Origin of the sequence: Pseudomonas sp. UW4 (genome assembly GCF_000316175.1) — a bacterium.
GTDB classification, from domain to species: Bacteria; Pseudomonadota; Gammaproteobacteria; order Pseudomonadales; family Pseudomonadaceae; genus Aquipseudomonas; species Aquipseudomonas laurylsulfatiphila.
Map to the genome: position 1 here is coordinate 3244339 of NC_019670.1, position 25872 is coordinate 3270210.

At 61.5% G+C, this 25872-nt stretch carries 19 protein-coding genes; 15 read left to right on the forward strand and 4 right to left on the reverse strand.

Features of this window, described 5'->3' with window-relative positions; all coding sequences use genetic code 11:
* Nucleotides 1–66 precede the first annotated feature (66 nt).
* The 3 genes from PPUTUW4_RS14120 (at nt 67) to PPUTUW4_RS14130 (ending at nt 2871) form a co-directional block, all read left to right on the forward strand.
* Nucleotides 67–774 (forward strand): HPP family protein, encoded by a 708-nt coding sequence (locus tag PPUTUW4_RS14120; protein WP_015095279.1) that lies wholly within the window; start codon nt 67–69, stop codon nt 772–774.
* Nucleotides 775–870: 96 nt separating this feature from the next.
* Entirely contained in the window at nt 871–2334 is a 1464-nt protein-coding gene (locus tag PPUTUW4_RS14125; RefSeq protein ID WP_015095280.1) for a nucleobase:cation symporter-2 family protein, read from the forward strand.
* 66 nt (nt 2335–2400) lie between these two features.
* Nucleotides 2401–2871, forward strand: coding sequence for an LEA type 2 family protein (locus tag PPUTUW4_RS14130; protein WP_015095281.1), 471 nt, complete (start codon nt 2401–2403; stop codon nt 2869–2871).
* A 27-nt stretch (nt 2872–2898) separates the two neighbouring features.
* On the opposite strand, the gene PPUTUW4_RS14135 is transcribed toward PPUTUW4_RS14130, so the two are convergent.
* Complete coding sequence (locus PPUTUW4_RS14135; RefSeq protein ID WP_015095282.1) at nt 2899–3915, reverse strand: AraC family transcriptional regulator; 1017 nt, start codon at nt 3913–3915, stop codon at nt 2899–2901.
* Nucleotides 3916–4185: 270 nt separating this feature from the next.
* On the reverse strand, nt 4186–5529 hold the full coding sequence (gene pssA, locus PPUTUW4_RS14140; protein WP_015095283.1) for a CDP-diacylglycerol--serine O-phosphatidyltransferase: 1344 nt from the start codon (nt 5527–5529) through the stop codon (nt 4186–4188).
* Between the two features lie 217 nt (nt 5530–5746).
* On the opposite strand from pssA, the gene PPUTUW4_RS14145 reads away from it, so the two are divergent.
* The 3 genes from PPUTUW4_RS14145 (at nt 5747) to PPUTUW4_RS14155 (ending at nt 7812) form a co-directional block, all read left to right on the forward strand.
* The gene (locus tag PPUTUW4_RS14145; protein WP_015095284.1) at nt 5747–6310 is read left to right on the forward strand and encodes a TetR/AcrR family transcriptional regulator; all 564 of its coding nucleotides are present in this window, start codon (nt 5747–5749) and stop codon (nt 6308–6310) included.
* A gap of 55 nt (nt 6311–6365) precedes the next feature.
* Nucleotides 6366–6842, forward strand: coding sequence for a nuclear transport factor 2 family protein (locus PPUTUW4_RS14150; RefSeq protein ID WP_015095285.1), 477 nt, complete (start codon nt 6366–6368; stop codon nt 6840–6842).
* A gap of 190 nt (nt 6843–7032) precedes the next feature.
* Nucleotides 7033–7812, forward strand: a complete 780-nt coding sequence (locus PPUTUW4_RS14155) for a TSUP family transporter (RefSeq protein WP_007974280.1) — start codon at nt 7033–7035, stop codon at nt 7810–7812.
* On the opposite strand, the gene nudC is transcribed toward PPUTUW4_RS14155, so the two are convergent.
* Together nudC and PPUTUW4_RS14165 are read right to left on the reverse strand one after the other, a co-directional pair.
* A complete protein-coding gene (nudC, locus tag PPUTUW4_RS14160) occupies nt 7780–8610 on the reverse strand; it encodes an NAD(+) diphosphatase (RefSeq protein WP_015095286.1) in 831 nt (276 codons plus the stop codon). The genes PPUTUW4_RS14155 and nudC overlap by 33 nt on opposite strands.
* A 6-nt stretch (nt 8611–8616) precedes the next feature.
* Entirely contained in the window at nt 8617–9429 is an 813-nt protein-coding gene (locus PPUTUW4_RS14165; RefSeq protein ID WP_015095287.1) for a crotonase/enoyl-CoA hydratase family protein, read from the reverse strand.
* Nucleotides 9430–9988: 559 nt separating this feature from the next.
* On the opposite strand from PPUTUW4_RS14165, the gene glgA reads away from it, so the two are divergent.
* The 9 genes from glgA (at nt 9989) to PPUTUW4_RS14210 (ending at nt 25871) form a co-directional block, all read left to right on the forward strand.
* Nucleotides 9989–11572 carry a glycogen synthase GlgA gene (gene glgA, locus PPUTUW4_RS14170; RefSeq protein ID WP_015095288.1) on the forward strand — a complete coding sequence of 528 codons (1584 nt, stop codon included), beginning with the start codon at nt 9989–9991 and terminating at the stop codon, nt 11570–11572.
* Between the two features lie 12 nt (nt 11573–11584).
* On the forward strand, nt 11585–13384 hold the full coding sequence (treZ, locus tag PPUTUW4_RS14175; RefSeq protein WP_015095289.1) for a malto-oligosyltrehalose trehalohydrolase: 1800 nt from the start codon (nt 11585–11587) through the stop codon (nt 13382–13384).
* Nucleotides 13377–15455: a 4-alpha-glucanotransferase gene (gene malQ, locus PPUTUW4_RS14180; protein WP_015095290.1), complete on the forward strand. Its 2079-nt coding sequence runs from the start codon at nt 13377–13379 to the stop codon at nt 15453–15455. The genes treZ and malQ overlap by 8 nt, the downstream gene beginning before the upstream one ends.
* Nucleotides 15452–18247: a malto-oligosyltrehalose synthase gene (locus PPUTUW4_RS14185; protein WP_015095291.1), complete on the forward strand. Its 2796-nt coding sequence runs from the start codon at nt 15452–15454 to the stop codon at nt 18245–18247. Before malQ ends, PPUTUW4_RS14185 begins: the two co-directional genes overlap by 4 nt.
* Nucleotides 18248–18268: 21 nt before the next feature.
* Entirely contained in the window at nt 18269–18589 is a 321-nt protein-coding gene (locus PPUTUW4_RS14190; protein ID WP_015095292.1) for a DUF2934 domain-containing protein, read from the forward strand.
* Between the two features lie 218 nt (nt 18590–18807).
* Nucleotides 18808–20958, forward strand: coding sequence for a glycogen debranching protein GlgX (gene glgX, locus PPUTUW4_RS14195; RefSeq protein WP_015095293.1), 2151 nt, complete (start codon nt 18808–18810; stop codon nt 20956–20958).
* Between the two features lie 215 nt (nt 20959–21173).
* The gene (locus tag PPUTUW4_RS14200) at nt 21174–21932 is read left to right on the forward strand and encodes a PIG-L family deacetylase (RefSeq protein WP_015095294.1); all 759 of its coding nucleotides are present in this window, start codon (nt 21174–21176) and stop codon (nt 21930–21932) included.
* Nucleotides 21933–22199: 267 nt separating this feature from the next.
* Nucleotides 22200–23000, forward strand: a complete 801-nt coding sequence (locus tag PPUTUW4_RS14205; protein ID WP_015095295.1) for an endonuclease/exonuclease/phosphatase family protein — start codon at nt 22200–22202, stop codon at nt 22998–23000.
* A gap of 273 nt (nt 23001–23273) precedes the next feature.
* The gene (locus tag PPUTUW4_RS14210) at nt 23274–25871 is read left to right on the forward strand and encodes an autotransporter outer membrane beta-barrel domain-containing protein (protein ID WP_015095296.1); all 2598 of its coding nucleotides are present in this window, start codon (nt 23274–23276) and stop codon (nt 25869–25871) included.
* Nucleotide 25872 lies beyond the last annotated feature (1 nt).

A 25872-nucleotide genomic window follows, 5' to 3' on the forward strand; every position in this document is an offset into this window, starting at 1 on the left:
GGCTTTCTGGGTTTGCCAGCTAAGCCCTTTTTTTACCTCGACTTTTTCTGCCGGAGTTTTCTCGCAATGCTTGCCCGCTGGTTGCCCGTCGCCATCAACACCCGCCCCACAGAATGGAGCCGCGCCGCCATCGGCATGGCCTTGGGCACGTTGCTGAGCGTCTGGCTCTGTAGCCTGGTGTTTGGCATTGAGGTGGCCCAGCACCTGATCGGCCCGCTGGGGGCGTCTGCGGTACTGTTATTTGCGGTGTCTTCGGGAGCGCTCGCCCAGCCCTGGTCGATTCTGGGTGGTTACCTGTGCGCCGCAGTGATTGCGCTGCTGGTGGCCCATGTGTTGGGCCGAACCCTCGGTAGCGCCTGTCTGGCGGCGGGCATGGCGGTGTTGCTGATGTGTTGGTTGCGCTGCCTGCATCCACCGGCCGGGGCATTGGCCCTGACCCTGGTACTGGCCGATCCGGTGACCATTGCCATGGACTGGAAAGCCATTGAGCCAGTCATGCTCAGCGCAGCGACGATGCTGCTCAGCGCCCTTGCCTACAACAACCTGACCCGCGTTCGTTACCCCAAGGGCAGCAGCGAACCGGCCGTCACGGTCCCGGCCGATCACCCGCCAATCGACAGCCAGGCCATCACCGCCGAAGACCTGAAACTGGCGCTGGCGGACATGGAAGCCTTCTATGACGTCACGCCCGAGGACCTCGAACAGCTGATCCAGGCCAGCCAATTGCACGCCAAACGCCGCAGCGTCGCCGAGGTGTTCGCCCCGCGTCCGTAAGCCCCTGTTCTGGTGGAACTTTTGCCGTGGCCGGGCGGTTCTGGCATCCTGCGCCTCCATTTTCTGACCCGGCCGCCTACTGGCACGCAAACCTCCATGACCGCCTCCGAAAAAGCCCCCGCGCCACGTAACAATGACCTGATCTACGGCCTCGATGACCGCCCGCACCTGACCGCCACCGTCTTCGCCGCCCTGCAACACGTGCTGGCGAGTTTCGTCGGCATCATCACCCCCACGCTGATCATGGGCAGCGCCCTGGGCCTGCAAAGCGAAATTCCTTATCTGATCAGCATGGCGCTGTTCGTCTCGGGCCTGGGCACCTTCGTACAGGCGCGGCGCTTTGGCCCGGTGGGTTCGGGCCTGTTGTGCCTGCAAGGCACCAGTTTCTCGTTCATCAGTGTGATTCTCAGCGCCGGCTTCATGGTCAAGGCCCGGGGCGGCGGCACCGACGAGATTCTCTCGACCATCTTCGGCGTGTGTTTTTTTGCCGCGTTCATTGAAGTGGTGTTGAGCCAGTTCATCGGCAAACTGCGCATGCTGATCACCCCGGTAGTGACCGGGACGATCATCACGTTGATGGGTTTGTCGCTGATCAAGGTGGCCATGACCGACATCGCCGGAGGCTTCGGCGCCCAAGACCTGGGGGCCGCCAGTCACCTGGCCCTGGCGGCGCTGGTGCTGGGAACCATCGTGGTGTTGAACCGGGTCGACGTGCCGTTTCTGCGCCTGGGGGCGATTGTCATCGGCCTGACCCTCGGTTACGTGGCGGCCTGGCTCATGGGCCAGGTGGATTTCAACGGCCTGCCCGACGTCCCGCTGATGAGCGTACCGGTGCCGTTCAAGTACGGTTTTTCCTTCGATTGGGTGGCGTTCATTCCGGTGGCGGTGATCTTCCTCGTTTCGCCATTGGAGGCTGCCGGTGACCTCACGGCCAACTCGATGATTTCCCGGCAACCGGTCAAAGGCCCGGTGTACATTCGCCGGATCAAGTCCGGCCTGCTCGCCGATGGTCTCAACTCGGCCATGGCGGCGGTGTTCAACAGCATGCCAATGGTGACCTTCGCCCAGAACAACGGGGTGATCCAGCTCACGGGCGTGGCCAGTCGTTACGTGGCGTTTTTCATTGCCGGTTTGCTGGTGGTGCTGGGCCTGTTCCCGATGATCGGCGCGGTACTGCAATTGATGCCCAAACCGGTGCTGGGGGGCGCGGAGCTGGTGATGTTCGGCACCGTCGCCGTGGCCGGGATCAAGATTCTCGCCGAGGCCGGCTTGCATCGGCGCAACATGCTGATCGTGGCGATTTCCATCGGTATGGGCCTGGGGGTGGCCGCCGTGCCGGAAGTCTTGCGTGAACTGCCCAAGGCCCTGCACAACATTTTCGAATCGCCCATCACTGTCGGCGCGCTGTGCGCTATCGTTCTTAATATCTTCCTGCCTGAGGAGTTCATCGAGCTGGAGGAGGACGAATTCGATCCGGAAGCCTCTGTGCTTCAAGTGATGCAGAACCCCGATGTGACCACCAGGGATGAACCCGCAAAAGCTGCGGTGGTCGCACCGTAGAACCGCCGGACGGGCTCAGGGGCTGAGCCGGTAGCGGAACAGCCCTTTTCAGATGAGAGCACGTCCATGCGCAGCGTTCACGCGGTCCTGATTTCCCTCCTGCTCTGCCTGAGCGCCTGTTCCTCGCTGCCCAATCGAGACCCGCTGAAAATCAACGTCGTGGGTATCGAGCCCCTGCAGGGCGAGGGCATGGAAGTACGCTTTGCCGTGACAATCCGCGTGCAGAACCCCAATGACAACAACCTCACCTACAGCGGCGTGGCCCTGGATCTGGACATCAACGGCCAGCCATTCGCCTCGGGCGTCAGCGATCAGAGGGGCGAGATCGGGCGTTTTTCCGACACCGTCGTGAGCGTGCCGGTCAGCGTTTCGGCATTTTCTTTCATCCGCCAGACCTATGGCATCAGCCAGATGAAAACCCTCAACAACATGCCTTACATCCTGCGCGGCAAGCTCTCGGGCGGGGTGTTCAACACGAAGCGTTTCGTCGACAGCGGCACACTCAATCTGCCGGGATCGACCACTGGCAGTCGCTAGAGAGAGAGGGTCAGGCTGGCGCTGAATTTACTCGACGTCATTGAGAATCAGGCTGCGGTAATGCCCCGGATTTGACCCCGACCACTTGCGAAAGGCCTTGTAGAACGAACTGGTGTCAGCGAACCCGAGCCGCGTGGCGATTTCGCTGAAGCTGATCGCCGGCTCGGCCAGCCAGACGATCGCCAGTTCCTTGCGCACGCTGTCCTTGATACCTTGATAAGTTTGCCCTTCTTCGGCCAGCCGGCGACGCAAGGTCGATGCCGACATGCACAGACGTTGCGCCAGGGCCTCGGTTTCCGGCCAGTGCTCGGCCGGCAGGTGACGCAGATCGTGTTTGATACGGCTGGCCAGGCTCTGCGGATCACGGTACCTCACCAGAATGTTCGCCGGCGCGTGGGCCAGGAATCGCTTGAGCTCTTCGGGGCTGCGCTTGATCGGCAAATCCAGGCAATCGGCGGAGAAAATCATCCGCGTGCGCGGACGGTCGAAACGCAGGTTCTCGGAAAACATTACCTGATAATCATCGCAGAAATCCGGTTTCGAACAGCGCAGTTCAATGGCCAGAATCGGAATTCGCCGCCCTGCCAGCCAGCAGGCAACGCCGTGGACGATCATCCAGTAGGTGAAATAGGTGAAGGCCCGGCGTGGCTCTTTGTCGTCTTCGAGCAGGACGATTTCCGCCAGGCTTTGCTGACGCACCAACTGCGCCGGCAGGTGTTCGAGGATCAACGACAGAAACGCCAGGCCGCCAGCCAGTCCCGCCGCCACGTTGGGTTGGAGCATGGCGCTGCGACACAGGAATGCGAAGCTGCCGGATTTGAGTTTGCGTGGGTCCATGCCAAAAAACTCGTCATCCCCACGCCGCGCCAGTAGCCGCCACAGACGCGCATAAGCGGTGGCTGGAACCCGGGCGCCGGCGTTACCCAACAGCTGCGGATCGATGCCAACCTTGATCAACACCTCGTCCTTGTCGATGCCTGGCGCACAGCTTTGCAACAGTGCTTCACGCACCAGTTGGATGGAGATGGTGTCTTTTTCCGACATGGATTGCGGCAAGCCCTGTTCTTGTTCGAGTGGGGGGCATATTAGCTGAAACCGCTACCTCAACGCAGATCCCTTGTGGGAGCGGGCTTGCTCGCGAAAGCAGTGTGCCTGTCGTTGATGTACTGAAAGTGAAAACGCCTTCGCGGGCAAGCCCGCTCCCACAGGTTATTCAGCGAACACAGAGTTTGTGTACGACAAAGATCCTTGTGGGAGCGGGCTTGCCCGCGAAGGCGTCAGTCGCCGCAGGCTGCGATCTTTTGATTTTAATCTTTAGAGAATCCGGTACAGCAAACGCTCGATCCGCACACGACTCACGCGCTTGAGGAACTTGGCCACGCCCGTCGGGTATTCGGCGAGGGTTTCCAGGTTCTGGAAGTGCTCGATCCGCCGGGTGTGCTGGAAAATCTCCGCCAGTTCCTGACGGCGCGGCTCCAGCCATTCGCCGTGTGGATCATCGATCAACAAGGCGTTTTCCAGATCGAGCCGGAACGCCCGCGGGTTGAGGTTGTTGCCGGTCAGCAAGGTATAGCGCCGGTCGATCCACATGCCCTTGAGGTGATAGGTGTTGTCACCATCAAGCCACAGGTGCAGGTTCAACTGACCGCTGTCGATGTTGCGCTGATGACGCTTGGCAAACCGGCGCAAGCTGATTTCGTACAGGTACGGCAGCGCCGAAATGACCCGGAACGGTTCGCTCGGCGCAATGTAGAAGTCATTGGCCGTCTTGTCACCGACCACAATATCGATCTTCACCCCACGGGCCAGCGCGCGGTTGATCTCTCGGATGATCGCCAGCGGCAGGTTGAAGTACGGCGTGCAAATGGTCAGTTGCTGCTGGGCGCTGGCGATCAGCTCGCAGATCACCCGGTTCAGCGGATTGTTCTTGCCGACACCAAGCAACGGGCTGACTGACAGACCGGTCCGGTCGGTGGAGCCTCGCGTGGTGTCGTACGCCGCGTGCTTGAGCCGGCTGCGCAGGTCGCCGATGTCATTGCGCAGGCTACGGGTCGTCGGCAGGTTCGGCAGGTCGAGGCGGTGCACCGCTTTGGAGGCCACCAGGCCGTGCTGCACCAGGTGCTGCATCGAATCGGCCAGTTCGCGATTGTGCAGCACGTGGTATCGGTCGTAGCGGTACTTGTCGAATTTGTGCAGGTAGACGTTGTTCAGGCTAGCACCGCTGTAGATCACGCAGTCATCGATCACGAAGCCTTTGAGGTGCAACACACCGAACAGTTCGCGGGTTTGTACCGGGACGCCATAGATCGGCACCTCACTTGCGTGGGTGCGGGTCATCTCCTGGTACCAGGCCGAGTTGCCCGGTTGCTTGCCGGCACCGATCAGACCGCGCTGGGCGCGCAGCCAGTCGACGACCACCACCACGTCCAGTTCCGGACGCGCCAGTTTGGCCGCGTGCAAGGCATCGAGAATTTCCTGGCCGGCTTCATCCTGTTGCAGGTACAGCGCAACGATGTAGATGCGCCGGGTCGCACTGGCGATTTTTTCCAGCAGGCAACGACGGAACTCGGCAGCGCCGGAGAGGATGCCGACGGCATCGGCCGTCAGCGGAAAACTGCGCAGCTTGGGCAGCAGGGAGCGTTTGAAAAGCGACGGCATAGGGCTCGCAATGGGTCGAATCCGAAGAACCTGAGAGCTTACACCATCGCTGGGTTCGGGTCTTGTTACTGTCTGTAATGCCCTCTTCGCGAGCAGGCTCGCTCCCACATTGAAATGCATTCCCCCCTGTGGGAGCGAGCCTGCTCGCGAAGACTTATTGTCACACACCACAAAAAACTGATTGACCAAGGAGAACGATCGTTCTACTGTTAACCGCATGAACGAAATCAATAGCAATGACACACGCGACATCATTCTGGATGTCACCGAAAAGTTGATCTACAAAAGTGGCATTGCCGCCACTGGCATGGATCTCCTGGTAAAAACCGCCGGTGTCTCGAGAAAAAGCATTTACCGCTACTTCGCCAACAAGGACGAACTGGTCGTGGCCGCCCTGCAACGCCGCGATCAGCGCTGGATGCACTGGTATCGCAGCGAAGTCGGCCAGGCACAGACCCCGGCCGGGCGGCTGCTCAACCTGTTTACCGTACTCAAGTCGTGGTTCGACAGCGAAGGCTTCCGCGGCTGCGCCTTCATCAACACCAGTGGCGAAACCGGCGACCCGCAAGACCCGGTGCGCCTGGTCGCCAAAGAACATAAACAGAAACTGCTCGACTACCTGTGCGAGCTGTGTACCGAACATGGCGCCGAGGATCCGCAGACGCTGGCCAGACAACTGCTGATCCTGATCGATGGTGCCATTACCGTGGCGCTTGTAACGGGTGATCACAGTGCCGCCGATAATGCGCAATGCATGGCGCGCAAGTTATTGGACCTGTAGCAACCAGATCAAGCTCGACAATTGTTTTAACTTTAACTTGATACGGAGACTTGAAATGTCTAATGCCGAAGTTCGTCCGCCATTGCCTCCTTTCACCCGTGAATCGGCCATTGAAAAAGTTCGCCTGGCTGAGGATGGCTGGAACTCCCGCGATGCGGAGCGCGTGTCCCTGGCCTACACCCTGGACACCCAGTGGCGAAACCGCGCCGAGTTCGCCTATAACCGCGAAGAAGCCAAAGGCTTCCTGACCCGCAAATGGGCCAAGGAGCTGGATTATCGACTGATCAAGGAACTCTGGGCCTTTACCGACAACCGCATCGCCGTGCGTTATGCCTATGAATGGCACGATGACTCGGGCAACTGGTTCCGCTCCTACGGTAACGAAAACTGGGAGTTCAACGAGGACGGCCTGATGGCCCGCCGCTTCGCCTGCATCAACGACATGCCGATCAAGGAAAGCGAGCGCAAGTTCCACTGGCCGTTGGGACGTCGCCCTGACGATCATCCGGGGCTGTCGGATCTGGGTCTGTAATTTAAATCCACACTAATCCCTGTGGGAGCGAGCTTGCTCGCGATAGCGGTGTGTCAGCCAGCATTTATGCTGGATCTGACGGCCTCTTCGCGAGCAGGCTCGCTCCCACATTGGTTTTGTGCTGTGCAGGTGGTTAAGATGCTGCCCTTCCCCGCAGCCTCTTTCTGCACCCGCCGAATAAGCCGATCCCATGCCTTTCGAACTCAGCGTTGACCTCTCCACCCTGGCCATCCTGGCCCTTGTCGCTTTTGTTGCCGGTTTCATCGACGCCATCGCCGGTGGCGGTGGTCTGTTGACCACCCCGGCCCTGTTGACCGCCGGCCTGCCGCCGCATCTGGTGCTGGGCACCAACAAGCTCAGTTCGACCTTCGGCTCGGCGATTGCCAGTTTCACCTTCTACCGGCGCAAGCTGTTCCACCCCGCGCAATGGGTGCACGCCATCGTCGGCACCCTGGTCGGCGCGTTGACCGGTGCCGTGGTCGCGCATTACCTGCCGGCGGAATGGTTGAACAAAATGCTGCCGGTGATCGTCTTCGCCTGCGGCGTTTATCTATTGTTTGGCGGTACGCCGAAAGCGCCGACGGACAGCGACGCACCGATCAAGAAAACGTGGCAGTCGACCCAGGGCTTCAGCCTCGGTTTCTATGACGGCGTGGCCGGTCCCGGCACGGGCGCATTCTGGACCGTGAGCAGCCTGTTGCTCTACCCCATCGACCTGGTGAAAGCCAGCGGCGTGGCGCGCAGCATGAACTTCGTCAGCAACGCGGCGGCGTTGTCGATCTTCATCTTTTCCGGTCAGGTGGACTGGATCATCGGCCTGTGCATGGGCTCGTCATTGATGGTCGGCGCCTTCTTCGGCGCCCGCACCGCCATCAGCGGCGGCGCGAAATTCATTCGTCCGGTGTTCATCACCGTGGTGTTGGGCCTGACCGTGCGCCTAGCCTGGCAGCACTGGTTCAGCGTGGCCTAAACGCCGCGCCACGTAGACATCGATCAGGTAACGGGCAATCGAGCGCGACGCCGGCAACGGCGGCAGCGCATGCACGTTGAACCACTGGGCGTCCTCGATCTCGTCTTCCTGGCAGACGATCTCGCCACTGGCGTATTCGGCATGAAAGCCGAGCATCATCGAGTGCGGGAACGGCCAGCACTGGCTGCCCATGTACTGGATGTTCCTGACCTCGATGCTCACCTCTTCACGAACCTCGCGAATCAGGCAGTCCTCGGCCGATTCGCCCGGTTCGGCGAACCCCGCCAATGTGCTGTAGACACCGCTGACAAAACGCGGTGAGCGTGCCAACAGCACTTCATCGCCTCGGGTGACCAGTACGATCATGCTCGGCGAAATCCGTGGGTAGCTGCGCAGATCACACGGCTGGCAATACATCGCCCGTTCGCGCGGCACCTGGGTCATGGCCTGACCGCAGTTACCGCAAAAGCGGTGCTCGCGGGCCCAGGTGCCGATCTGTGCGGCGTAACCAAGCACCTTGTAGACCGTGTGATCGCCTTCGAGCATGAACGCCCGCAAGCCCTTCCAGTTGCAGCCCGACACCTCGCTGTGACTGCGCAGCTCCAGCAGGTAGACCGGCTCGCCATCGAGATGACCGATGCCATGTTCGGCAAGAATCGGCAGGTCCTGACGCTTCAACCATTCGCGTGGAAACAGTGCGCCATTGTCATCGAACAGAAAGCCTTCGGGGCTGCGCGCGACGGCCCAGCCGCCGGGTTGGTCGGTGTCCAGTACTGCAGTGGTCCAGCGAGGAATCATGGTTAATCAATCCAGAAATTCGGGTTTCTGTTTGCTCATATGGGCGGCCATGGCCACGCGCAGATCGGTGGATTGCAGCATGGCGGCGTTCCAGGTGGCGATGTATTCGAGGCCGTCATCGATGCGATGGTCACGCATGTAGCTGATCATCTCCTTGGTGCCGGTGACGGCGATCGGCGACTTGCTGGCGATTGCAGAGGCAATGCCCATGACGCCGTCGAGCAGGCTGGCGTTGTCGCTGTAGACGCGATTGACCAGGCCCATGCTCCGCGCTTCGTCGGCACCAAAGGTGCGACCAGTGTAAGCCAGTTCGCGCAGCATGCCGTCACCGATGATTCGCGGCAAGCGTTGCAGCGTGCCCACGTCGGCGGCCATGCCGATGTCGATTTCCTTGATCGAGAACTGTGCGTCCTCGGCGGCATAACGCATGTCGCACGCGGAAATCAGGTCGATGGCGCCACCCAGGCAGTAGCCCTGAATCGCTGCAAGCACCGGTTTACGGCAGTTGTCGACGGCATTGAACGACGCTTGCAGGGTAAGGATCTTGCGCCGCAACAGCCGCGCATTGCGGCCGACGTCCTTGCCCAGTTCATTGGCCACACCGGCCAGCATCATCAGGTCGATACCCGAGGAGAAATGCTTGCCTGCCCCGCTGAGGACCACCACGCGCACTTCATCGGTGTCGTCGATCCACTGGAAGATTTCGACGATCTCGCTCCAGAACGCAGCGTTCATCGAGTTGATCTTCTCCGGTCGGTTGATCTGCACATGGGCGATTTTATCAACCAGTTCGACGTTGAACGCGCTGTACTGAGACATTCCATTGATCCTTTTGCGGGCAGAAAACGAGGCCCGAACTATAACAAGGCATCGCGACCGGCAGTAAGGCAGCGGTTCAGCCAAATCCGGGACTTGGCACGCGCACCACATTGGTGCGCAACCGCTCGATCACGTCGCACATTGATGTGACGGCCCGGTGACTTTTTGCGGCAAAAACGCAAAAAAACATGCACTTCGTCGGGGCGTTTGCACCTCGATCAGGCACGTCCGTACCGTTACAAACCGATTGTCGAACAATTTTGCCATCTGCCCTTTACCGCTCTAAGTTCTGGCCTAGACTCATTTTCTCAAAGCGAAACCGATCGGTCATAAAGTGGAAAAACAGTCGAAACTTTTTCCATTCCCGATCGGTCCTCTGACAAGAAGGTGCGTTGCGACTGGTGCAATCCTTGCAACGGCTCATTCACCCCTTTTGCTTCGACGCATCGGGCAGCGCTTGCTCACTGATGCGCAGCGTTTTTTTGCCCGGCCACGGGAATTGGCCATGAAACACCGTTTGCCAGACCTAAGAATTAGATCAATAGCACGGGAGATTCATATGATCAGTACGGCTTTGGAAATACAGGGAGAACGTGCTCATCAGGTCGGCGAATCGAGCGCCGTAACTGCCGCGAACACCCAACCCGTCAGCGTGCCCGGCACCAGGACGCTGACCCCGGCAGCCCACCAGAATCCGAACCGTAAGAAAGTGTTGTTCGTGACCTCGGAAATTGCCGACCTGGTGAAAACCGGTGGCCTGGGCGACGTTTCCGCGGCGCTGCCACGGGCCATGGCCCATCTGCACGATGTGCGGGTGTTGATCCCGGGTTACCCGCAGGTGCTGCACAGCGAGAACCCCATTCATATCATCGGTGAGCTCGGCGGTCATGCCGCGTTGCCTCCGTGCAAGATCGGGCGCATGGACATGCCCGATGGTCTGGTCATCTACGTACTGATCTGCCCCGAACTCTACGAGCGCGAAGGTTCACCCTACGGCGCCAACAACGGCCGCGACTGGCCGGACAACCATATCCGTTTCGCCCGCCTGGGCCTGGCGGCGGCCGATATCGCCGCCAACCTCGCGCAAATCCACTGGTGCCCGGATCTGGTGCACGCCCACGACTGGCCGGCCGGTCTGGCCCCGGCCTACATGCACTGGCGTGGGCAGCGCACACCAACGCTGTTCACCATTCACAACCTGGCCTATCAAGGCGTGACCAGCCTGGGTTCGTGCCCCGAACTGGGCATTCCCCATCACGCACTGCAACAGGAAGGCATGGAGTTCTACGGCAAGATGTCGTTCCTCAAGGCCGGCATGGCCTATTCGAGCCACATCACCACCGTCAGCGCGACCTACGCCCAGGAAATCACCACCCCGGATTTCGGCTGCGGGCTCGACGGTTTCCTCGCCGCCAAGACCCAGCAAGGCCTGCTCAGCGGGATTCCCAACGGCATCGATGAAAGCTGGGATGCGGCCACCGATCCGCACCTGTTCTGCCCGTTCAGCATCGGCGACTGGGATGGCAAGGCGGTGAACGCCGCCCATGTGCGCGAGCTGTTCGGCCTGCAAGACTCCGAAGGGCCGCTGTTCGCCGTGGTGTCGCGCCTGGTCTATCAGAAAGGCCTGGACCTGACCGAGGCGGTCTCCGAGTACATCGTCAAATCCGGTGGGCAGATCGCGATCATCGGCCGTGGCGAGCCGGAAGAAGAACAGTCGATGCGCGAACTGGCCCTGCGTTTCCCCGGGCAGATCGGCGTGCGCATCGGCTTTAACGAAACCGATGCCCGGCGCATGTTCGCCGGCAGCGACTTCCTGCTGATGCCTTCGCGTTACGAGCCCTGCGGCCTGAGCCAGATGTACGCCCAGCGCTTCGGCTCGTTGCCGGTGGCGCGCAATACCGGCGGCCTGGCCGACACCATCGAAAACGGCGTGACCGGCTTCCTGTTTGATGAATCCACCGTGCAGAGCTATCAGGAAGCCCTGAGCCGCGCGTTCAAGGTGTTCGCCTTCCCCGACCTGCTGCACGCCATGCGCTGCCGGGCCATGGCAGCGCCGTTCAACTGGTGCAAAGCGGTCGAACCCTACGCCGAACTCTATGAACAGCTTGTGGCAAAAGCGTTGGGGAAATCGAACAAACAGTAAGAGGCTTTCAAGATGCCGTTACGGACCCTTGAGACCTGGCCCCACGGCGCAATCATGCTGGACGCAGAGCACACGCGATTCGCGTTGTGGGCGCCAGATGCGTTTTACGTCAGTGTCGAACTGGAACATGGACAGTCCTTGCCGTTGCTGCCCCAGGCCGACGGCTGGTTCGTGAGCGACACCCGATGCGCGGCGGGTACGCGTTACCGCTACAGCATCGACGGCGAACTGGAAGTGCCCGACCCGGCTTCCCGCGCACAGGACGGCGATATCGACCGGCACAGTGTGGTGGTCGATCCGCTGGCCTATGCCTGGCAACACAGTGCCTGGTCGGGACGGCCGTGGAACGAAGCGGTGATCTACGAGTTGCACGTCGGTGCCCTCGGCGGCTTCAGTGCCGTCGAGCAGCATCTGGCGCGCCTGGTCGAACTGGGGGTCACCGCGATCGAACTGATGCCCATCGCGCAGTTTCCCGGTGAGCGCAATTGGGGGTATGACGGCGTCCTGCCCTACGCGCCCCAGGCTTCATACGGGTCACCCGAGCAGCTCAAACACTTGATCGACACCGCCCACGGTCATGGTCTGGCGGTGATTCTCGACGTGGTCTACAACCACTTCGGTCCGGACGGCAATTACCTGCATCGTTATGCCAAGGGTTTTTTTCGCGAAGACAAACAGACGCCGTGGGGCGCGGCCATCGACTTCCGCCGCCGCGAAGTACGGGACTTCTTCATTGAAAACGCCTTGATGTGGCTGCTCGAATACCGTTTCGACGGTTTGCGCCTGGACGCGGTGCACGCCATCGAAGATCCGGATTTTCTCCAGGAACTGGCGCAACGGGTGCGCCAGCAGACGGGACCGGCGCGACATGTGTGGCTGATGGTGGAGAACGAACATAACCAGGCCGGCCTGCTCGAACAGGGTTACGACGCGCAGTGGAACGATGACGGCCACAATGCCCTGCATGTGTTGCTGACCGGCGAAACCGAGGCCTATTACGCCGACTACGCGCAAAACCCCACCGAACAACTGGCGCGTTGCCTGAGTCAGGGTTTCGTGTTCCAGGGTCATGTCAATCGCCATGGCGTGGCGCGCGGTGAACCCAGCGGGCACTTGCCACCCGGCGCCTTCATCCTGTTCCTGCAGAACCATGACCAGATCGGCAACCGGGCCTTCGGCGAGCGCCTGCATCAACTCGCCCACCCGCAAGCGCTGCGGGCCGCCACGGTGTTGCTGTTGTTGTCACCGATGATTCCGCTGCTGTTCATGGGCGACGAGTTCGCCGTCGAGCAACCCTTCCTGTTTTTCACCAGCCATCACGGTGAGTTGGCCAAGTTGGTACGGGACGGCCGGCGCAACGAGTTCGCGGCATTCAGCGTGTTTGCCGACCCACTCCTGCGCGAGCACATTCCTGACCCGAACGATCCGCAGACGTTTGCAGCGTCCCGCCCTGTCCTGCCTTCGACCGGCCATACAGAGATGCACGAGCTGTATTGCCGGCTGTTGCAGATCCGTCACCGAGTCCTCATCCCCCGCTTGCCGGGCACCCAGGCACTGGGGGCTGACGAGCTGGGCGAAGGCGCGGTCAGTGCCGCCTGGCGCCTGGGCGATGGCAGCGAGCTGCGCATTGACCTGAACCTCAGCGACAAGCCCGTAGTCCACACACCACAGACCGGTGCTGCGCGGTTGTTCGAATACCCGCCACAGAGCGCCGATTTGCTGGACCAGGGCATCCTTGCCCCGTATTGCGCGCTCGTCAGCCTCACCGCCGCAGCCCCTTTGCTAGTTCGTATGGAGAGCGTCCATGAGTGATGCGCAACTGGAAATTCTGGCCAGCCGTGCCGGCCTCGCAGTCGACTGGATCGACGCCAACGGCCGCCCGCAAAAAGTCGCGCCTTCCGTGTTGCGAAATGTGCTGACTGGCCTCGGTCACCCGGCGGGCAGTGCCCAGGAAATCGACGCCAGCCTGTTGGAATTGCAAGCGGTGCAGCAGACCCACCACTTGCCGCCATTGATCACCGCCGATGTTGGAGTTGGCCTGGATCTGGCGCGTTATTTTGCACCTGAAACCCCTTGCGAAATCCACCTCGAAGACGGTTCGCGGCTCAACCTCAAGCTGGACGCCAACGCAAAGCTGCCGGGGCTGGTACCGGTCGGCTATCAACAGGTCAGTATCGACGGACAAACCTTCACCCTGGCGGTGGCCCCACTCCGTTGTTACAGCGTTGGCGATGCCGTGGATAACCCGATCCCCCGTGCCTGGGGCCTGAGCGTGCAGTTGTATGCGTTACGCCGCCCCGGCGATGGCGGGTTTGGTGACACCCAGGCGCTGGAGGACCTCGCCCGAGTGGCCGGTGAACGTGGCGCCGAGGCGCTGGCGATCAGCCCCTTGCATGCAATGTTTTCCAATGACGCCCAACGCTATAGCCCGTACTCGCCCTCCAGCCGTTTGTTTCTCAACAGCCTTTACTGCGCCCCCGGCACCATTCTCGGCGAGCGCGCCCTGCGCACCGCGATCGATGCAACCGGGCTGGCCATTGAACTCAAGGCGCTGGAAGAGCGTCCGCTGATTGACTGGCCGGCCGCCGCCGAAGCCAAGCATCGGCTGTTGCAGTCGCTGTACGAAGGTTTCGTCCAGGGTGAACACCCCTTGCACGAAGACTTCAGCAGTTTTCGTCACGCCGCCGGCGAAGCGCTGGAAAACCACTGTCGCTTCGAAGCCATACAGGAGGCACGCGCTGCCCGGGGTGAAGGCCTCGACTGGCGACTGTGGCCCGAACCCTGGCGTAATCCGCGAAGCGCTGAACTGGCGGCATTCGCCGAAGAGAATGCCGGGCGCATCGGCTTCTTCGCCTTCTGCCAGTGGCTGATCACCCGCTGCCTGGAACGCGCGCAAACCGCCGCCCGCGCCAGCGGCATGAGCATCGGCCTGATCGCCGACCTGGCCGTTGGTGCCGATGGTGGCGGCAGCCAGGCCTGGAGCCGGCAGGATGAACTGCTCGCGTCCCTCACCGTCGGTGCGCCACCGGATATTCTCAACCGCACGGGCCAGGGCTGGGGGATTTCCGCGTTCTCCCCTGAAGGCCTGGTGCGCAATGGTTTCCGGGCTTTCATCGAAATGCTGCGGGCCAATTTCGCCCACTGCGGTGGCTTGCGTATCGATCACGTCATGGGGCTGCAGCGGCTGTGGGTGATCCCCAACGGCTCGCCGCCGGCCGACGGCGCCTACCTGTATTACCCGGTGGACGACCTGTTGCGCTTGTTGACCCTGGAATCCCATCGGCACCAGGCCATCGTCCTCGGCGAAGACCTCGGCACCGTGCCGGACGGCCTGCGGGAAAAACTCATCGCCCGTTCGATGCTCGGCATGCGGGTGCTGCTGTTCGAGCAGGACAACACGCACTTCAAGCCGATCCTCGACTGGCCGGACAACGCCCTGGCGACCACCAGCACCCATGACCTGCCGACCCTCAACGGCTGGTGGCATGGTCGCGATATCGACTGGAACGCCCGGCTCGGCATGATCGACGCCAGCGGTGAGATCGAATGGCGCCAGCATCGCGAGCGCGAGCGCGAGGGCCTGCGCCGGGCGTTGAGCCAGGACCCGCAGAACTTCCGCGAAGAATCCCACGAAACCGACCAGGTGCTCGATGCCAGCGTGCGTTTTCTCGGGCATACCCGGGCACCCTTGGTGCTGCTGCCGCTGGAAGATGCCCTTGGCGTGGAACAACAGGCCAACCTGCCCGGCACCATCGACACCCACCCGAACTGGTCGCGGCGCTTGCCCGGCTACAGCGAGGCCCTGCTCGATGGACCGGATGCCGCGCGGCGCCTGGAACTGCTCGCCTGTGCGCGACTGCAGGCGGCCGAGCGTGACCGATGACCCAACAGCCGACCCGCCCGCTGCGCGCCACACTGCGCCTGCAATTTCATAAAGGTTTCACGCTGGAAGATGCGGTGCCGCTGGTGCCGTATTTCGCACGCCTGGGCATCAGCCATGTCTACGCCTCCCCGCTGTTGCGTGCCCGAGCCGGATCGATGCATGGCTATGACGTGGTGGACCCGACCAGGGTCAACCCGGAACTGGGTGGCGAAGTGGCGCTGCGCAGCCTGGTCAACGCCTTGCACGAGCAGGACATGGGGTTGATCCTCGACATTGTCTCCAACCACATGGCGGTCGGCGGCGCTGACAATCCCTGGTGGCTGGACCTGTTGGAGTGGGGACGCCTGAGCCCCTACGGCGAGTTTTTCGACATCCAGTGGCACTCTCCTGATCCGTTGATGGAAGGCCAGTTGCTCCTGCCGTTCCTGGGAAGCGATTACGGTGTGGCGTTGCAGGACGGCACCCTGCCCCTGCGCTTCGATGCCTGGCACGGCAGCTTCCATGTCGAGCACTACGAACATCGCTTTCCCATTTGCCCCCGGGACTACGGCGAGCTGCTCAAAACCGATGCAGCGCTCGATACGGAGCAGGCCGAACAACTGAAAAACCTGGCCGATCGCTTCAGCACCCTGAGCTATCAGACCGACGCCCACAGCCTGGCCATACCGTTGAAAGCGGAACTGCGCGATCTGGTCAGCGACCCCGCCCTTGCCCACGCCATTGACCGGCACCTGAAGAACTACGACTCACTGACCGGCGAAGGCTTCCAGCGCCTGCACAACCTGCTGGAGCGCCAGAGCTATCGTCTCGCCAGCTGGCGCACGGCCGCCGATGACATCAACTGGCGGCGCTTCTTTGATATCAACGAACTGGGCGGATTGCGCGTCGAGCGCCCCGCGGTGTTCGAAGCCACCCACGCGAAGATCTTCCAACTGGTGGCCGAGGGGCTGATCGACGGGTTGCGCATCGACCACATCGACGGCCTCGCCGACCCGCGGGGCTACTGTCGAAAGCTGCGGCGTCGGGTCGACAGTCTGTCCGCGGGCCGCCACCTGCCGATCTTTGTCGAAAAAATTCTCGGCAAAGGCGAGTCCCTGCACCTCGACTGGTCGGTGGACGGCACCACCGGTTATGAATTCATGAACCAGCTGTCACTGCTGCAACACGACCCACGGGGCGCGCAAACACTGGCCGAACTCTGGCAACGCCACAGTGAGCGGCCCGCTGATTTCTCCCGGGAAGCACAGCTGGCCCGCCAGCAAATCCTCAACGGTTCCCTGGCCGGCGATTTCGAAAGCGTCGCCCAGGCCTTGCTGCAAGTGGCCCGGGACAACCTTATGACTCGCGACCTGACCCTCGGTGCGATTCGCCGGGCGCTGCAGGAGCTGATCGTGCATTTCCCGGTGTACCGCACCTACATCAGCCCCCTCGGCCGGACAGGCCAGGACGAGGCGTTTTTCCAGCAGGCCATGGACGGCGCCCGCCAGACACTGAGCGAGGCTGACTGGCCGGTGCTCGACTGCCTGGCCGGCTGGCTCGGCGGTGAGCCCTGGCGGCAACGCCCGGCCGGTCGTCAGCGCAAACGCCTCAAGCACGCCTGCGTACGTTTCCAGCAACTGACCTCGCCAGCCGCGGCGAAAGCGGTGGAAGACACCGCGTTCTATCGTTCGGCCGTCCTCCTTTCGCGCAATGACGTGGGGTTCAGCACCGAGCAGTTCAGTGCGCCGGTTGCCGACTTTCATCGGGCCTGCATCGAGCGCCTTGAAACCTTTCCGGACAATCTGCTGGCCAGCGCCACCCACGACCACAAGCGTGGCGAAGACTCACGCGCGCGGCTGGCGGTACTGAGTGAGCGCAGCAGCTGGTACACCGAGCAGATCGGCCTGTGGCGCACCCTCGCCCGGCCATTGCGCCAAGACGATCAAGTGCCTTCGGCGGGCGATGAGTTGATTCTGTACCAGGCCATCCTCGGCAGTTGGCCGCTGGGGTTGGCTATCGATAATCCGCCGGCGCTCGAGGACTACGCCAAACGCCTCTGGCAATGGCAGCGCAAAGCCCTGCGCGAAGCCAAGCTGCAAAGCAGCTGGAGCGCGCCCAATGACGCTTACGAGCAAGCCACCGAGGACTTTATTCAGCGCCTGCTGCTCAGCCCAGAGGGTGAGCTGCTGCGTGCGACCCTCGCCAAGGCGGCCCGATCGATTGCCGCCCCCGGTGCCCTTAACGGTTTGGCGCAAACCTTGCTGCGCATGACCGTGCCCGGCGTGCCGGATTTGTATCAGGGCAACGATTTCTGGGACTTCAGCCTGGTCGACCCGGACAACCGTCGCCCCGTGGATTACGCCAGCCGCCAGCAGGCACTGCAGCAAGCGGCGGACTTGCCGGACCTGTTGTCGAACTGGCAGGACGGGCGCATCAAGCAAGCCCTGATTGCACGCACCCTGGGTCTGCGCGCCAAACATGCCGAGCTGTTTCGGCGTGGCACTTACCAGGCCCTGGAAGTGCTTGGCAGCGAGGCCCATCGAGTGCTGGGTTTTGTCCGTGAGCGGGAGGGAGAACGCGCCATCGTGATAGTGCCGATACGCTGTGCCGAATTGCTGGAAAACAGTGCCGGCCCCCAGGTCCACGCGCCGCTGTGGGGCGATACCCGGGTCAAACTGCCGTTCACCGTTGCGGACGAACATCTGAAGGGACTTTTTACCGGCATCACAGTCACAAAACACAGAGAGCTGCTGATCAGCGCCGCGCTGGGGGATTTCCCGGTCAACCTCATTATTCAAACTCACCACACTTGAGTTCAGTTCAGGAGCATTGCGATGAGTACCGACGATAAACGCATCCGCGAATTCGCCTATCAGATCTGGGAATCCGAAGGAAAACCCGAAGGCCAGGAAGCCCGCCACTGGGAGATGGCATGCAAACTGGCGGAAGCCGAAGCCCTGGCCCCGAAGAAGCCAGCCAAACCAGCGGCGAGCAAAACCCCGGTCAGCAAAACGGCCAATGGCAAGGCTGGCGAAAGCAAAGTCGCTGCGCCCAAAACCAAAGCCAAGCCTGCTGCGGCCTCGAAAGTGATTCTGCCGGGGGAAAAGGCCGTCGAGAAAAAGCCCCGGGCACCACGAAAACCGCCCGCGGTTTGAATATGTCTTGAGGCCCCTTCGCGGGCAAGCCCGCTCCCACAGTGTTTGGTGTTGTAACTGCAATCTGTGGCAACTCACAGGTCCCTGTGGGAGCGGGCTTGCCCGCGAAGAGGCCATCACTTCCAGCATTGATGTTGCCTGACACACCGCCTTCGCGAGCAAGCCCGCTCCCACAGGTTGCAATGCTGATCAGCGAGTATTTGTAGCCAGGAGCACTTATGACCAGCCCAAAGAAAGCCCCCCGTGTCGAAACCACACGAATCCGTGAAGGCCTGCCCTTCCCGCTGGGTGCCACCTGGGACGGACTGGGAGTCAACTTCGCCTTGTTTTCCGCCCACGCCACCCGGGTTGAACTGTGCCTGTTCGACGACAGCGGCGAGGTGGAACTCGAACGCATCGAACTGCCCGAATACACCGACGAGATCTACCACGGCTACCTGCCCGACGCTCATCCCGGGTTGATTTACGGCTATCGCGTCTACGGTCCGTACGACCCGGCCAACGGTCATCGCTTCAACCCCAACAAACTGCTGATCGACCCCTACGCCAAACAGCTGGTCGGCAAGTTGAAATGGTCCGAAGCGCTGTTCGGCTACACCATCGGCCACCCCGACGCCGACCTCAGCTTCGATGAACGTGACAGCGCGCCCTTCGTGCCCAAGTGCAAAGTCATCGACCCGGCGCACACCTGGGGCCACGACCACCGCGTCAGCGTACCGTGGGACAAGACGATCATTTATGAAACCCATGTACGCGGCTTCAGCATGCGTCACCCTTCGGTCCCGGAAAACCTGCGCGGAACCTTTGCCGGGTTGATGGTCGATGACGTGTTGGAGCACATCCGCAAGCTCGGCGTGTCGACCGTGGAGTTGCTGCCGATCCACGCGTTCGTCAACGACCAGCATTTGCTGCACAAGGGCATGACCAATTACTGGGGCTACAACAGCATCGCGTTCTTCGCCCCCGACCCGCGTTACCTGGCCAGTGGCAAGATTGCCGAGTTCAAGGAAATGGTCGCGCACCTGCACGAAGCGAATCTGGAAGTGATCCTCGACGTGGTCTACAACCACACCGCCGAAGGCAACGAGCAAGGCCCGACCCTGTCCATGCGCGGCATCGACAACGCGTCCTACTACCGCCTGATGCCCGATGACAAACGCTTCTATATCAACGATTCCGGCACCGGCAACACCCTGGACCTGAGTCACCCGTGCGTGCTGCAAATGGTCACCGACTCCCTGCGCTACTGGGCTTCGGAAATGCACGTGGACGGGTTCCGCTTCGACCTGGCAACCATACTCGGGCGCTATCACGGCGGTTTCGATGAGCGCCACAGTTTCCTCGTCGCCTGCCGCCAGGACCCGGTGCTGCGCCAGGTCAAGCTGATCTCCGAACCCTGGGACTGTGGCCCCGGCGGTTATCAGGTCGGCAATTTTCCGCCGGGCTGGGTCGAATGGAACGACAAATTTCGCGACACCGTGCGCGCGTTCTGGAAGGGCGACGACGGTCAACTGGCGGACTTTGCCAGCCGCCTGACCGCTTCGGGGGATATGTTCAATGAACGGGGTCGCCGCCCCTACTCATCGCTGAACTTCGTCACCGCCCATGACGGTTTCACCCTCAACGACCTGGTGTCGTACAACGACAAGCACAACGAGGCCAACGACGAAAACAATCAGGACGGCAGCAACAACAACCTGTCCTGGAACCACGGCGTCGAAGGCCCCACCGATGATCCCGAGATCAACGCACTGCGCCATCGGCAGATGCGCAACTTCTTCGCCACCCTGCTGCTGGCCCAGGGCACGCCGATGCTGGTGGCCGGCGACGAGTTCGCCCGCACCCAGGAGGGCAACAACAATGCGTATTGCCAGGACAGCGAGATCGGCTGGGTCAACTGGGACCTCAGCGAAGACGGCAAGGCCTTGCTCAAGTTCGTCAAACGCCTGATCAAGTTGCGCCTGACCTACCCGATCCTGCGCCGCGGGCGTTTTCTGGTGGGTAACTACAACGAGGACATCGGCGTCAAGGACGTGACCTGGCTGGCGCCAGATGGCACGGAAATGAACACCAGGCATTGGCACGATGCGCACAACCGCTGCCTGGGCATGCTGCTCGATGGACGCGCCCAGGAAACCGGCATTTGCCGCAAAGGCGTCGACGCGACCTTGATGCTGGTGGTCAACGCGCATCACGACATCGTCAATTTCCGCCTGCCGCAAGTGCCTGACGGCGGTTTCTGGACATGCATGATCGACACCAACCAGCCGTCGATCCGTGGCCAGGAGCGCTTCGAGTTCGGCCACGAGTACTCGGTAACCGGCCGCTCATTGCTGCTGTTCGAGTTGCAGCATGAGGAAGAGGAGTGACGACGAAGTCCAGGCATTCAGCGCGCCATTGCCGCAGAGCGGAAAAATCATTTTGGCCGGGTTCGCGACGCGACGAATAGCGTTGCATGAGCAATACTCGATTCGCGGCGATCCAGGGTTGGGGTTGTCGCACCTCGCTATCCACCAGCCCTCACGGGTCGGCCGGGCTTGTCTCGCGCACGACTGAAGGCGAAGCAGCACAAGGACGTATACCCATGAAATCCGTTTCCCTCAGCGAAGCCAGCCTGCCCTCCCAGATCTGGAACAGTGCCCCGCAACTGGACAGCATTGCGGTCATCAACACCCAAACCCTGGTGCCAGCCGGTGCACGCGCAGTGCTCATTGCCCCGCACCCCGGCGATGAAGTCGTGACCTGCGGCGGCCTGCTGCAGTTGCTCAGCAACCTGGGCCACCCGCTGCAATTGATCTCGATATCCGACGGCAGCGCCAGTCATCCCGGTTCTCGACAGTGGTCGGAAAAACGCCTCAGTGTGTTTCGTCCCCAGGAAAGCGTGGAAGCCATCCGCCGACTCGGTTTGCCGATGCACAGCCTGAAGTGGATCCGTGGCGGGTTTACCGACAACGCCCTGGTGGAACACGAAGAACGGATCACCCAGTTCATCAGGCGCTATCTGCGCCCGGGTGATGTGGTGTTCAGCACCTGGTGCGAAGACGGCAACGTCGACCACGACACCGTCGGCCGCGCCAGTGCCAGGGCGGCGGCCAGTGTGGGAGCCACCTACAACGACGTGCCGTTCCGGGCCTGGCACTGGCCCGCACGGGACCGGGAGCTGATCCCCTGGCACCGTGCGCGCAAGGTGCGCCTCGATGCCTGGACCGTCGCCCGCAAGAGCCACGCCACCCACGCCTACGCCAGCCAACTCGATGGTGAACCCGCCATCGGCCTTGCGCCGTCGCTGCCGCGCACGCTGCTGGAGCGCATTCGTTTGCCTTATGAAATCGTCTTCGTCTAAGCCTACTGCGCTTTCTGTAGGAGCGAGCTTGCTCGCGATGGAGGTCAACGATGATGCGGGGAGCCTGACACCCCGCGGTGCTCTCAGGTTTATCGCGAGCAAGCTCGCTCCTACAGGGGGCATTGGCCGCCGATGCTGAAAACACAAACCGCGTAAGTGAGAGCGCCGCAAAGTGTCAGATCTGGCACGTTGGCGTTAACGGCAAACTGAACTGCCCGTCCATGCATCAGTCGCATGCATAGGCAGCCCCCAATCCCAGGAGCGAACGTGACCAGTCATTCCAAGCGGCAAACAGCTGAATCGGTGCCGTTGAGTACTCCCCCGGACATCCACCGACTGCGCGTGCTGACGGTCAACACCCACAAGGGATTTACCGCACTCAACCGGCGCTTCATCCTCCCCGAGCTGCGTGAAGCCGTGCGCAGTACATCAGCAGACCTGGTGTTTCTGCAGGAAGTGGTCGGCGAGCACGACCGCCACTCCTCCCGCTACAACGATTGGCCACAGACCTCGCAATATGAGTTCCTTGCCGACAGCATGTGGAGCGACTTCGCCTATGGGCGCAATGCCGTCTATCCCGACGGTCACCATGGCAATGCCCTGCTGTCGAAATACCCGATCCGCGAATACCGAAACCTGGATGTCTCCATTACCGGCCCGGAACGCCGCGGCTTGCTGCACTGCGTGCTGGACGTGCCGGGGCACAGCGAAGTGCATGCCATCTGCGTGCACCTCAGCCTGCTGGAAAGCCATCGTCAGCTGCAATTGCAGTTGCTCTGCCAGCTCCTCGAGTCCCTGCCGGATGATGCGCCGGTGATCATTGCCGGCGACTTCAACGACTGGCAGATGCAAGGCAATGCCGCCCTTGCCCGCCGCGACTACCTGCACGAAGCTTTCGAGCGCCACCATGGCCGCCCGGCCAAAACCTACCCCGCGCGGTTCCCCTTGCTGCGCCTGGATCGCGTCTACCTGCGCAATGCCAGCAGCCATGAGCCGCAGATACTCGGGAACAAGCCGTGGACGCACCTTTCCGACCATTTGCCGTTAGCGGTGGAAGTGCATCTTTGAATCGCGGTGATTGAGTGTGAAGTAACGAGAAATCGTCCCCCACCTGTTATTTCTGACAGTAGCCATGCTGGATCGCTGCCTGCTACGTTGTTGCCGCCCTGACGGAAATCCGCAGGGGCTTGCGACACACACGTAGCGCCTTGGTTGCCGAAGGTACTTGCGGGTCATAGTCCCGCCCGATGTTGTCTTGCAACTCGCGCTGCCAAGCACGTCTGATTCCTGGCCATCGATAACGGCCAAAGGAACGGAAGTTGATCCCATCGCGGAGGCAACATGGAGTTTTCGACAGATCTGTCCAAGTACCGTTATGGCGCCTGCCTGTTCTCGATCTGGTTATGTGCGAACTCGCCCCAGGCAGCCTTCGCAACCTGCACACTTACCCCCACCGCCGGCAACGACAACTTCGTCTGCGACAGCGGCACCAGCGCGCTGTTGACCGATTTGTCGGGCAATAACACCCTGACCTTCCCCGCCAATGGCACCGGCAGGATCAACGGCAACATGACCTTCGGTGCCGGCGCCGACGCTGTGAACATGGCCTCGGGCATCGTGACCGGTGCAGTGGATCTGGGCGACGGGGCGGACAGCTTTATGATCAGCGCCGGGCAAGTCACCGGGGCGGTCAGCCAAGGCAATGGCATCGATGATTTCATCATGTCCGGTGGAACCATTAAGTCCCTGGCCCAAGGGGACGGCCGCGACACCTTTCTGATGACCGGCGGCACCATCGTCGGCGCCTTCGAAGATGGCGACGTCGCCAGGATGACCGACGGCATCATCGACCGGGTCGACATGAAACTCGATAACAATATCTTCGATATGTCCGGTGGGCAGATCCTCCGCAACCTGGTGACCGGTTTGGGCACCGATGAGATCATCGTTTCCGGGGGGCGTATTGGCGGCAACATCAGTGTCAGCAACGGCAACGACAGCATCACGATCACAGGTGGAGAAATCGTCGGCGAGATTCGCGCCGGCAACGGCGATGACACGCTGGTGTGGGACGGCGGCGGGATCATCCGCTCGCAAGTCCTGATGGAGGCAGGCAACGACCGCGCCACTTTGAGCAATCTGACCGAAAGCACCCTCGCCCTGACCCCGAGTCTCAATGGCGGTAGTGGCAATGACCTGCTGACCTTCGATCACACCACCTCATCGGGCGCTGCCCGGTATATCAATTGGGAAACCCTCAATCTGGTCAAGGGCTCGCGCCTTGATCTCGATGGCAATCTTCAACTGGGGGACAGCACCACGGGCACCGGCGTGTTCAACATCGACGGCAGCAGTATGCTCACGTCAATCCAGGGCAGCATCACGTCTTCGAACGCGGGTCGGCTCGCGACCTTGAACAACAGCGGGGTCATCGACCTTGCCAGCGGTAACTCGCGTACCAACGATACCCTGACCGTTGAAGGCAATTACGTGGGTAACGGCGGCCAGTTGCTCTTGCAAAGCGCAGTGGGCGATGACAGCTCCCCCAGCGACAAGTTGGTGGTCAACAACGGAACGCTGACCGGCAGCACCCTGATCAGCGTCACCAACGTTGGCGGCGCGGGGGCCCTTACCCAGCAAAACGGCATCCAGTTGGTTCAGGCCCAAGGCACGGCGGTCAGCGACAACACCGCGTTCGCCCTCAAAGCCCGGGTGTCGGTTGGCGCCTTCGATTACCGCCTGTTCAAAGGCGGCATCACACCGGGCAGCGAAAACAGTTGGTATTTGCGCTCCTCGGTGGTGGCGCCGCCCGTGGTTGCCGTCGCCAATCCTGATCCCGCTTTACCGCCGACGCTGGAGCCCATCGTGGCAGTGCCGGTCGCCGCGCCCGTGGTCGTGGCAACCGGGGTACAAGGATCTGAAGGCGTCGTGACGCTCGAAGCGCCTGTGTTACCGGCCGCCGTACCCGGCGCAGAACCTATCCCCCTGTATCGCGAGGCGGTGCCTGCCTGGTCGGTGGTGCCGCCGGCTGCAGCACAATTGACCCTGACAGCACTGGGTACCTTTCATGACCGTCAGGGCGATCAGCGTCTGCTGACCGAAACCGGCGCCCTGGGCGCAGGTTGGGGACGGGTCTACGGCAAGAACCTCGATCAGACCTGGGCTGGCACCGTCACACCAAGGCTGGATGGCTCGCTCAATGGCTTCCAGGTCGGCAATGACCTGTTCAGTTCACAACTGGCGGGTGGGCAAACCCAGCGCAGTGGATTCTTTATCGGCCACAGCCGCCTGCAAGGTGATGTCGACGGTTTCAATCAGGGCTTCGAAGGCAAACGCTCCGGCAACGTCGAGCTCAAAGGCGACAGCCTTGGCGCGTACTGGACCCTCACCGATCCCGCCGGCGCCTATTTCGATGCCGTGGCCATGTACACCTGGCTCAATGGTGACAACCGTTCCGAAAGTGGCCTGAAGATCGACAATGATGGCCATGTAACGACGTTATCGGCAGAGGTCGGATACCCGATCACCGTGGCAGGCAACTGGGTGGTCGAACCCCAGGCCCAGGCGATTTACCAGAAGGTCAAGCTCGACAGCCAGGACGACGGCATCTCCCATGTCTCGTTCGATTCCGACAGTGCCTGGACCGGCCGCGTCGGCGCACGCCTCAAGGGTCGCTACGAAGTCAGTGGCCGGCCGCTGGAACCCTATCTGCGGGCCAATATCTGGCACACCTTCACCGGTACCGACACGGTCACCTTTGACCATGTCGATCAGGTCGAAACCCAGCAACGAACCTCGTCCGCCGACCTCGGAATCGGCATGGTACTGAGCGTCGCGGCATCCGTCAGTGTGTATGCCGGCGTCGACTACACCAGCAATATCGACAGCAACCAACAACGGGGGACATTCGGTAACGTGGGGGTTCGGGTGAAGTGGTGAG

Excerpts from the sequence above, each read along its gene's own strand:
- PPUTUW4_RS14210 (WP_015095296.1), top strand. The coding sequence starts at position 23,274 with ATGGAGTTTTCGACAGATCTGTCCAAGTACCGTTATGGCGCCTGCCTG.
- malQ (WP_015095290.1), top strand. The coding sequence starts at position 13,377 with ATGAGTGATGCGCAACTGGAAATTCTGGCCAGCCGTGCCGGCCTCGCA.
- PPUTUW4_RS14190 (WP_015095292.1), top strand. The coding sequence starts at position 18,269 with ATGAGTACCGACGATAAACGCATCCGCGAATTCGCCTATCAGATCTGG.
- PPUTUW4_RS14135 (WP_015095282.1), bottom strand. The coding sequence starts at position 3,915 with ATGTCGGAAAAAGACACCATCTCCATCCAACTGGTGCGTGAAGCACTG.
- glgX (WP_015095293.1), top strand. The coding sequence starts at position 18,808 with ATGACCAGCCCAAAGAAAGCCCCCCGTGTCGAAACCACACGAATCCGT.
- PPUTUW4_RS14130 (WP_015095281.1), top strand. The coding sequence starts at position 2,401 with ATGCGCAGCGTTCACGCGGTCCTGATTTCCCTCCTGCTCTGCCTGAGC.
- PPUTUW4_RS14125 (WP_015095280.1), top strand. The coding sequence starts at position 871 with ATGACCGCCTCCGAAAAAGCCCCCGCGCCACGTAACAATGACCTGATC.
- PPUTUW4_RS14185 (WP_015095291.1), top strand. The coding sequence starts at position 15,452 with ATGACCCAACAGCCGACCCGCCCGCTGCGCGCCACACTGCGCCTGCAA.
- nudC (WP_015095286.1), bottom strand. The coding sequence starts at position 8,610 with ATGATTCCTCGCTGGACCACTGCAGTACTGGACACCGACCAACCCGGC.
- PPUTUW4_RS14165 (WP_015095287.1), bottom strand. The coding sequence starts at position 9,429 with ATGTCTCAGTACAGCGCGTTCAACGTCGAACTGGTTGATAAAATCGCC.
- treZ (WP_015095289.1), top strand. The coding sequence starts at position 11,585 with ATGCCGTTACGGACCCTTGAGACCTGGCCCCACGGCGCAATCATGCTG.
- PPUTUW4_RS14145 (WP_015095284.1), top strand. The coding sequence starts at position 5,747 with ATGAACGAAATCAATAGCAATGACACACGCGACATCATTCTGGATGTC.
- glgA (WP_015095288.1), top strand. The coding sequence starts at position 9,989 with ATGATCAGTACGGCTTTGGAAATACAGGGAGAACGTGCTCATCAGGTC.
- pssA (WP_015095283.1), bottom strand. The coding sequence starts at position 5,529 with ATGCCGTCGCTTTTCAAACGCTCCCTGCTGCCCAAGCTGCGCAGTTTT.
- PPUTUW4_RS14155 (WP_007974280.1), top strand. The coding sequence starts at position 7,033 with ATGCCTTTCGAACTCAGCGTTGACCTCTCCACCCTGGCCATCCTGGCC.
- PPUTUW4_RS14200 (WP_015095294.1), top strand. The coding sequence starts at position 21,174 with ATGAAATCCGTTTCCCTCAGCGAAGCCAGCCTGCCCTCCCAGATCTGG.
- PPUTUW4_RS14150 (WP_015095285.1), top strand. The coding sequence starts at position 6,366 with ATGTCTAATGCCGAAGTTCGTCCGCCATTGCCTCCTTTCACCCGTGAA.
- PPUTUW4_RS14120 (WP_015095279.1), top strand. The coding sequence starts at position 67 with ATGCTTGCCCGCTGGTTGCCCGTCGCCATCAACACCCGCCCCACAGAA.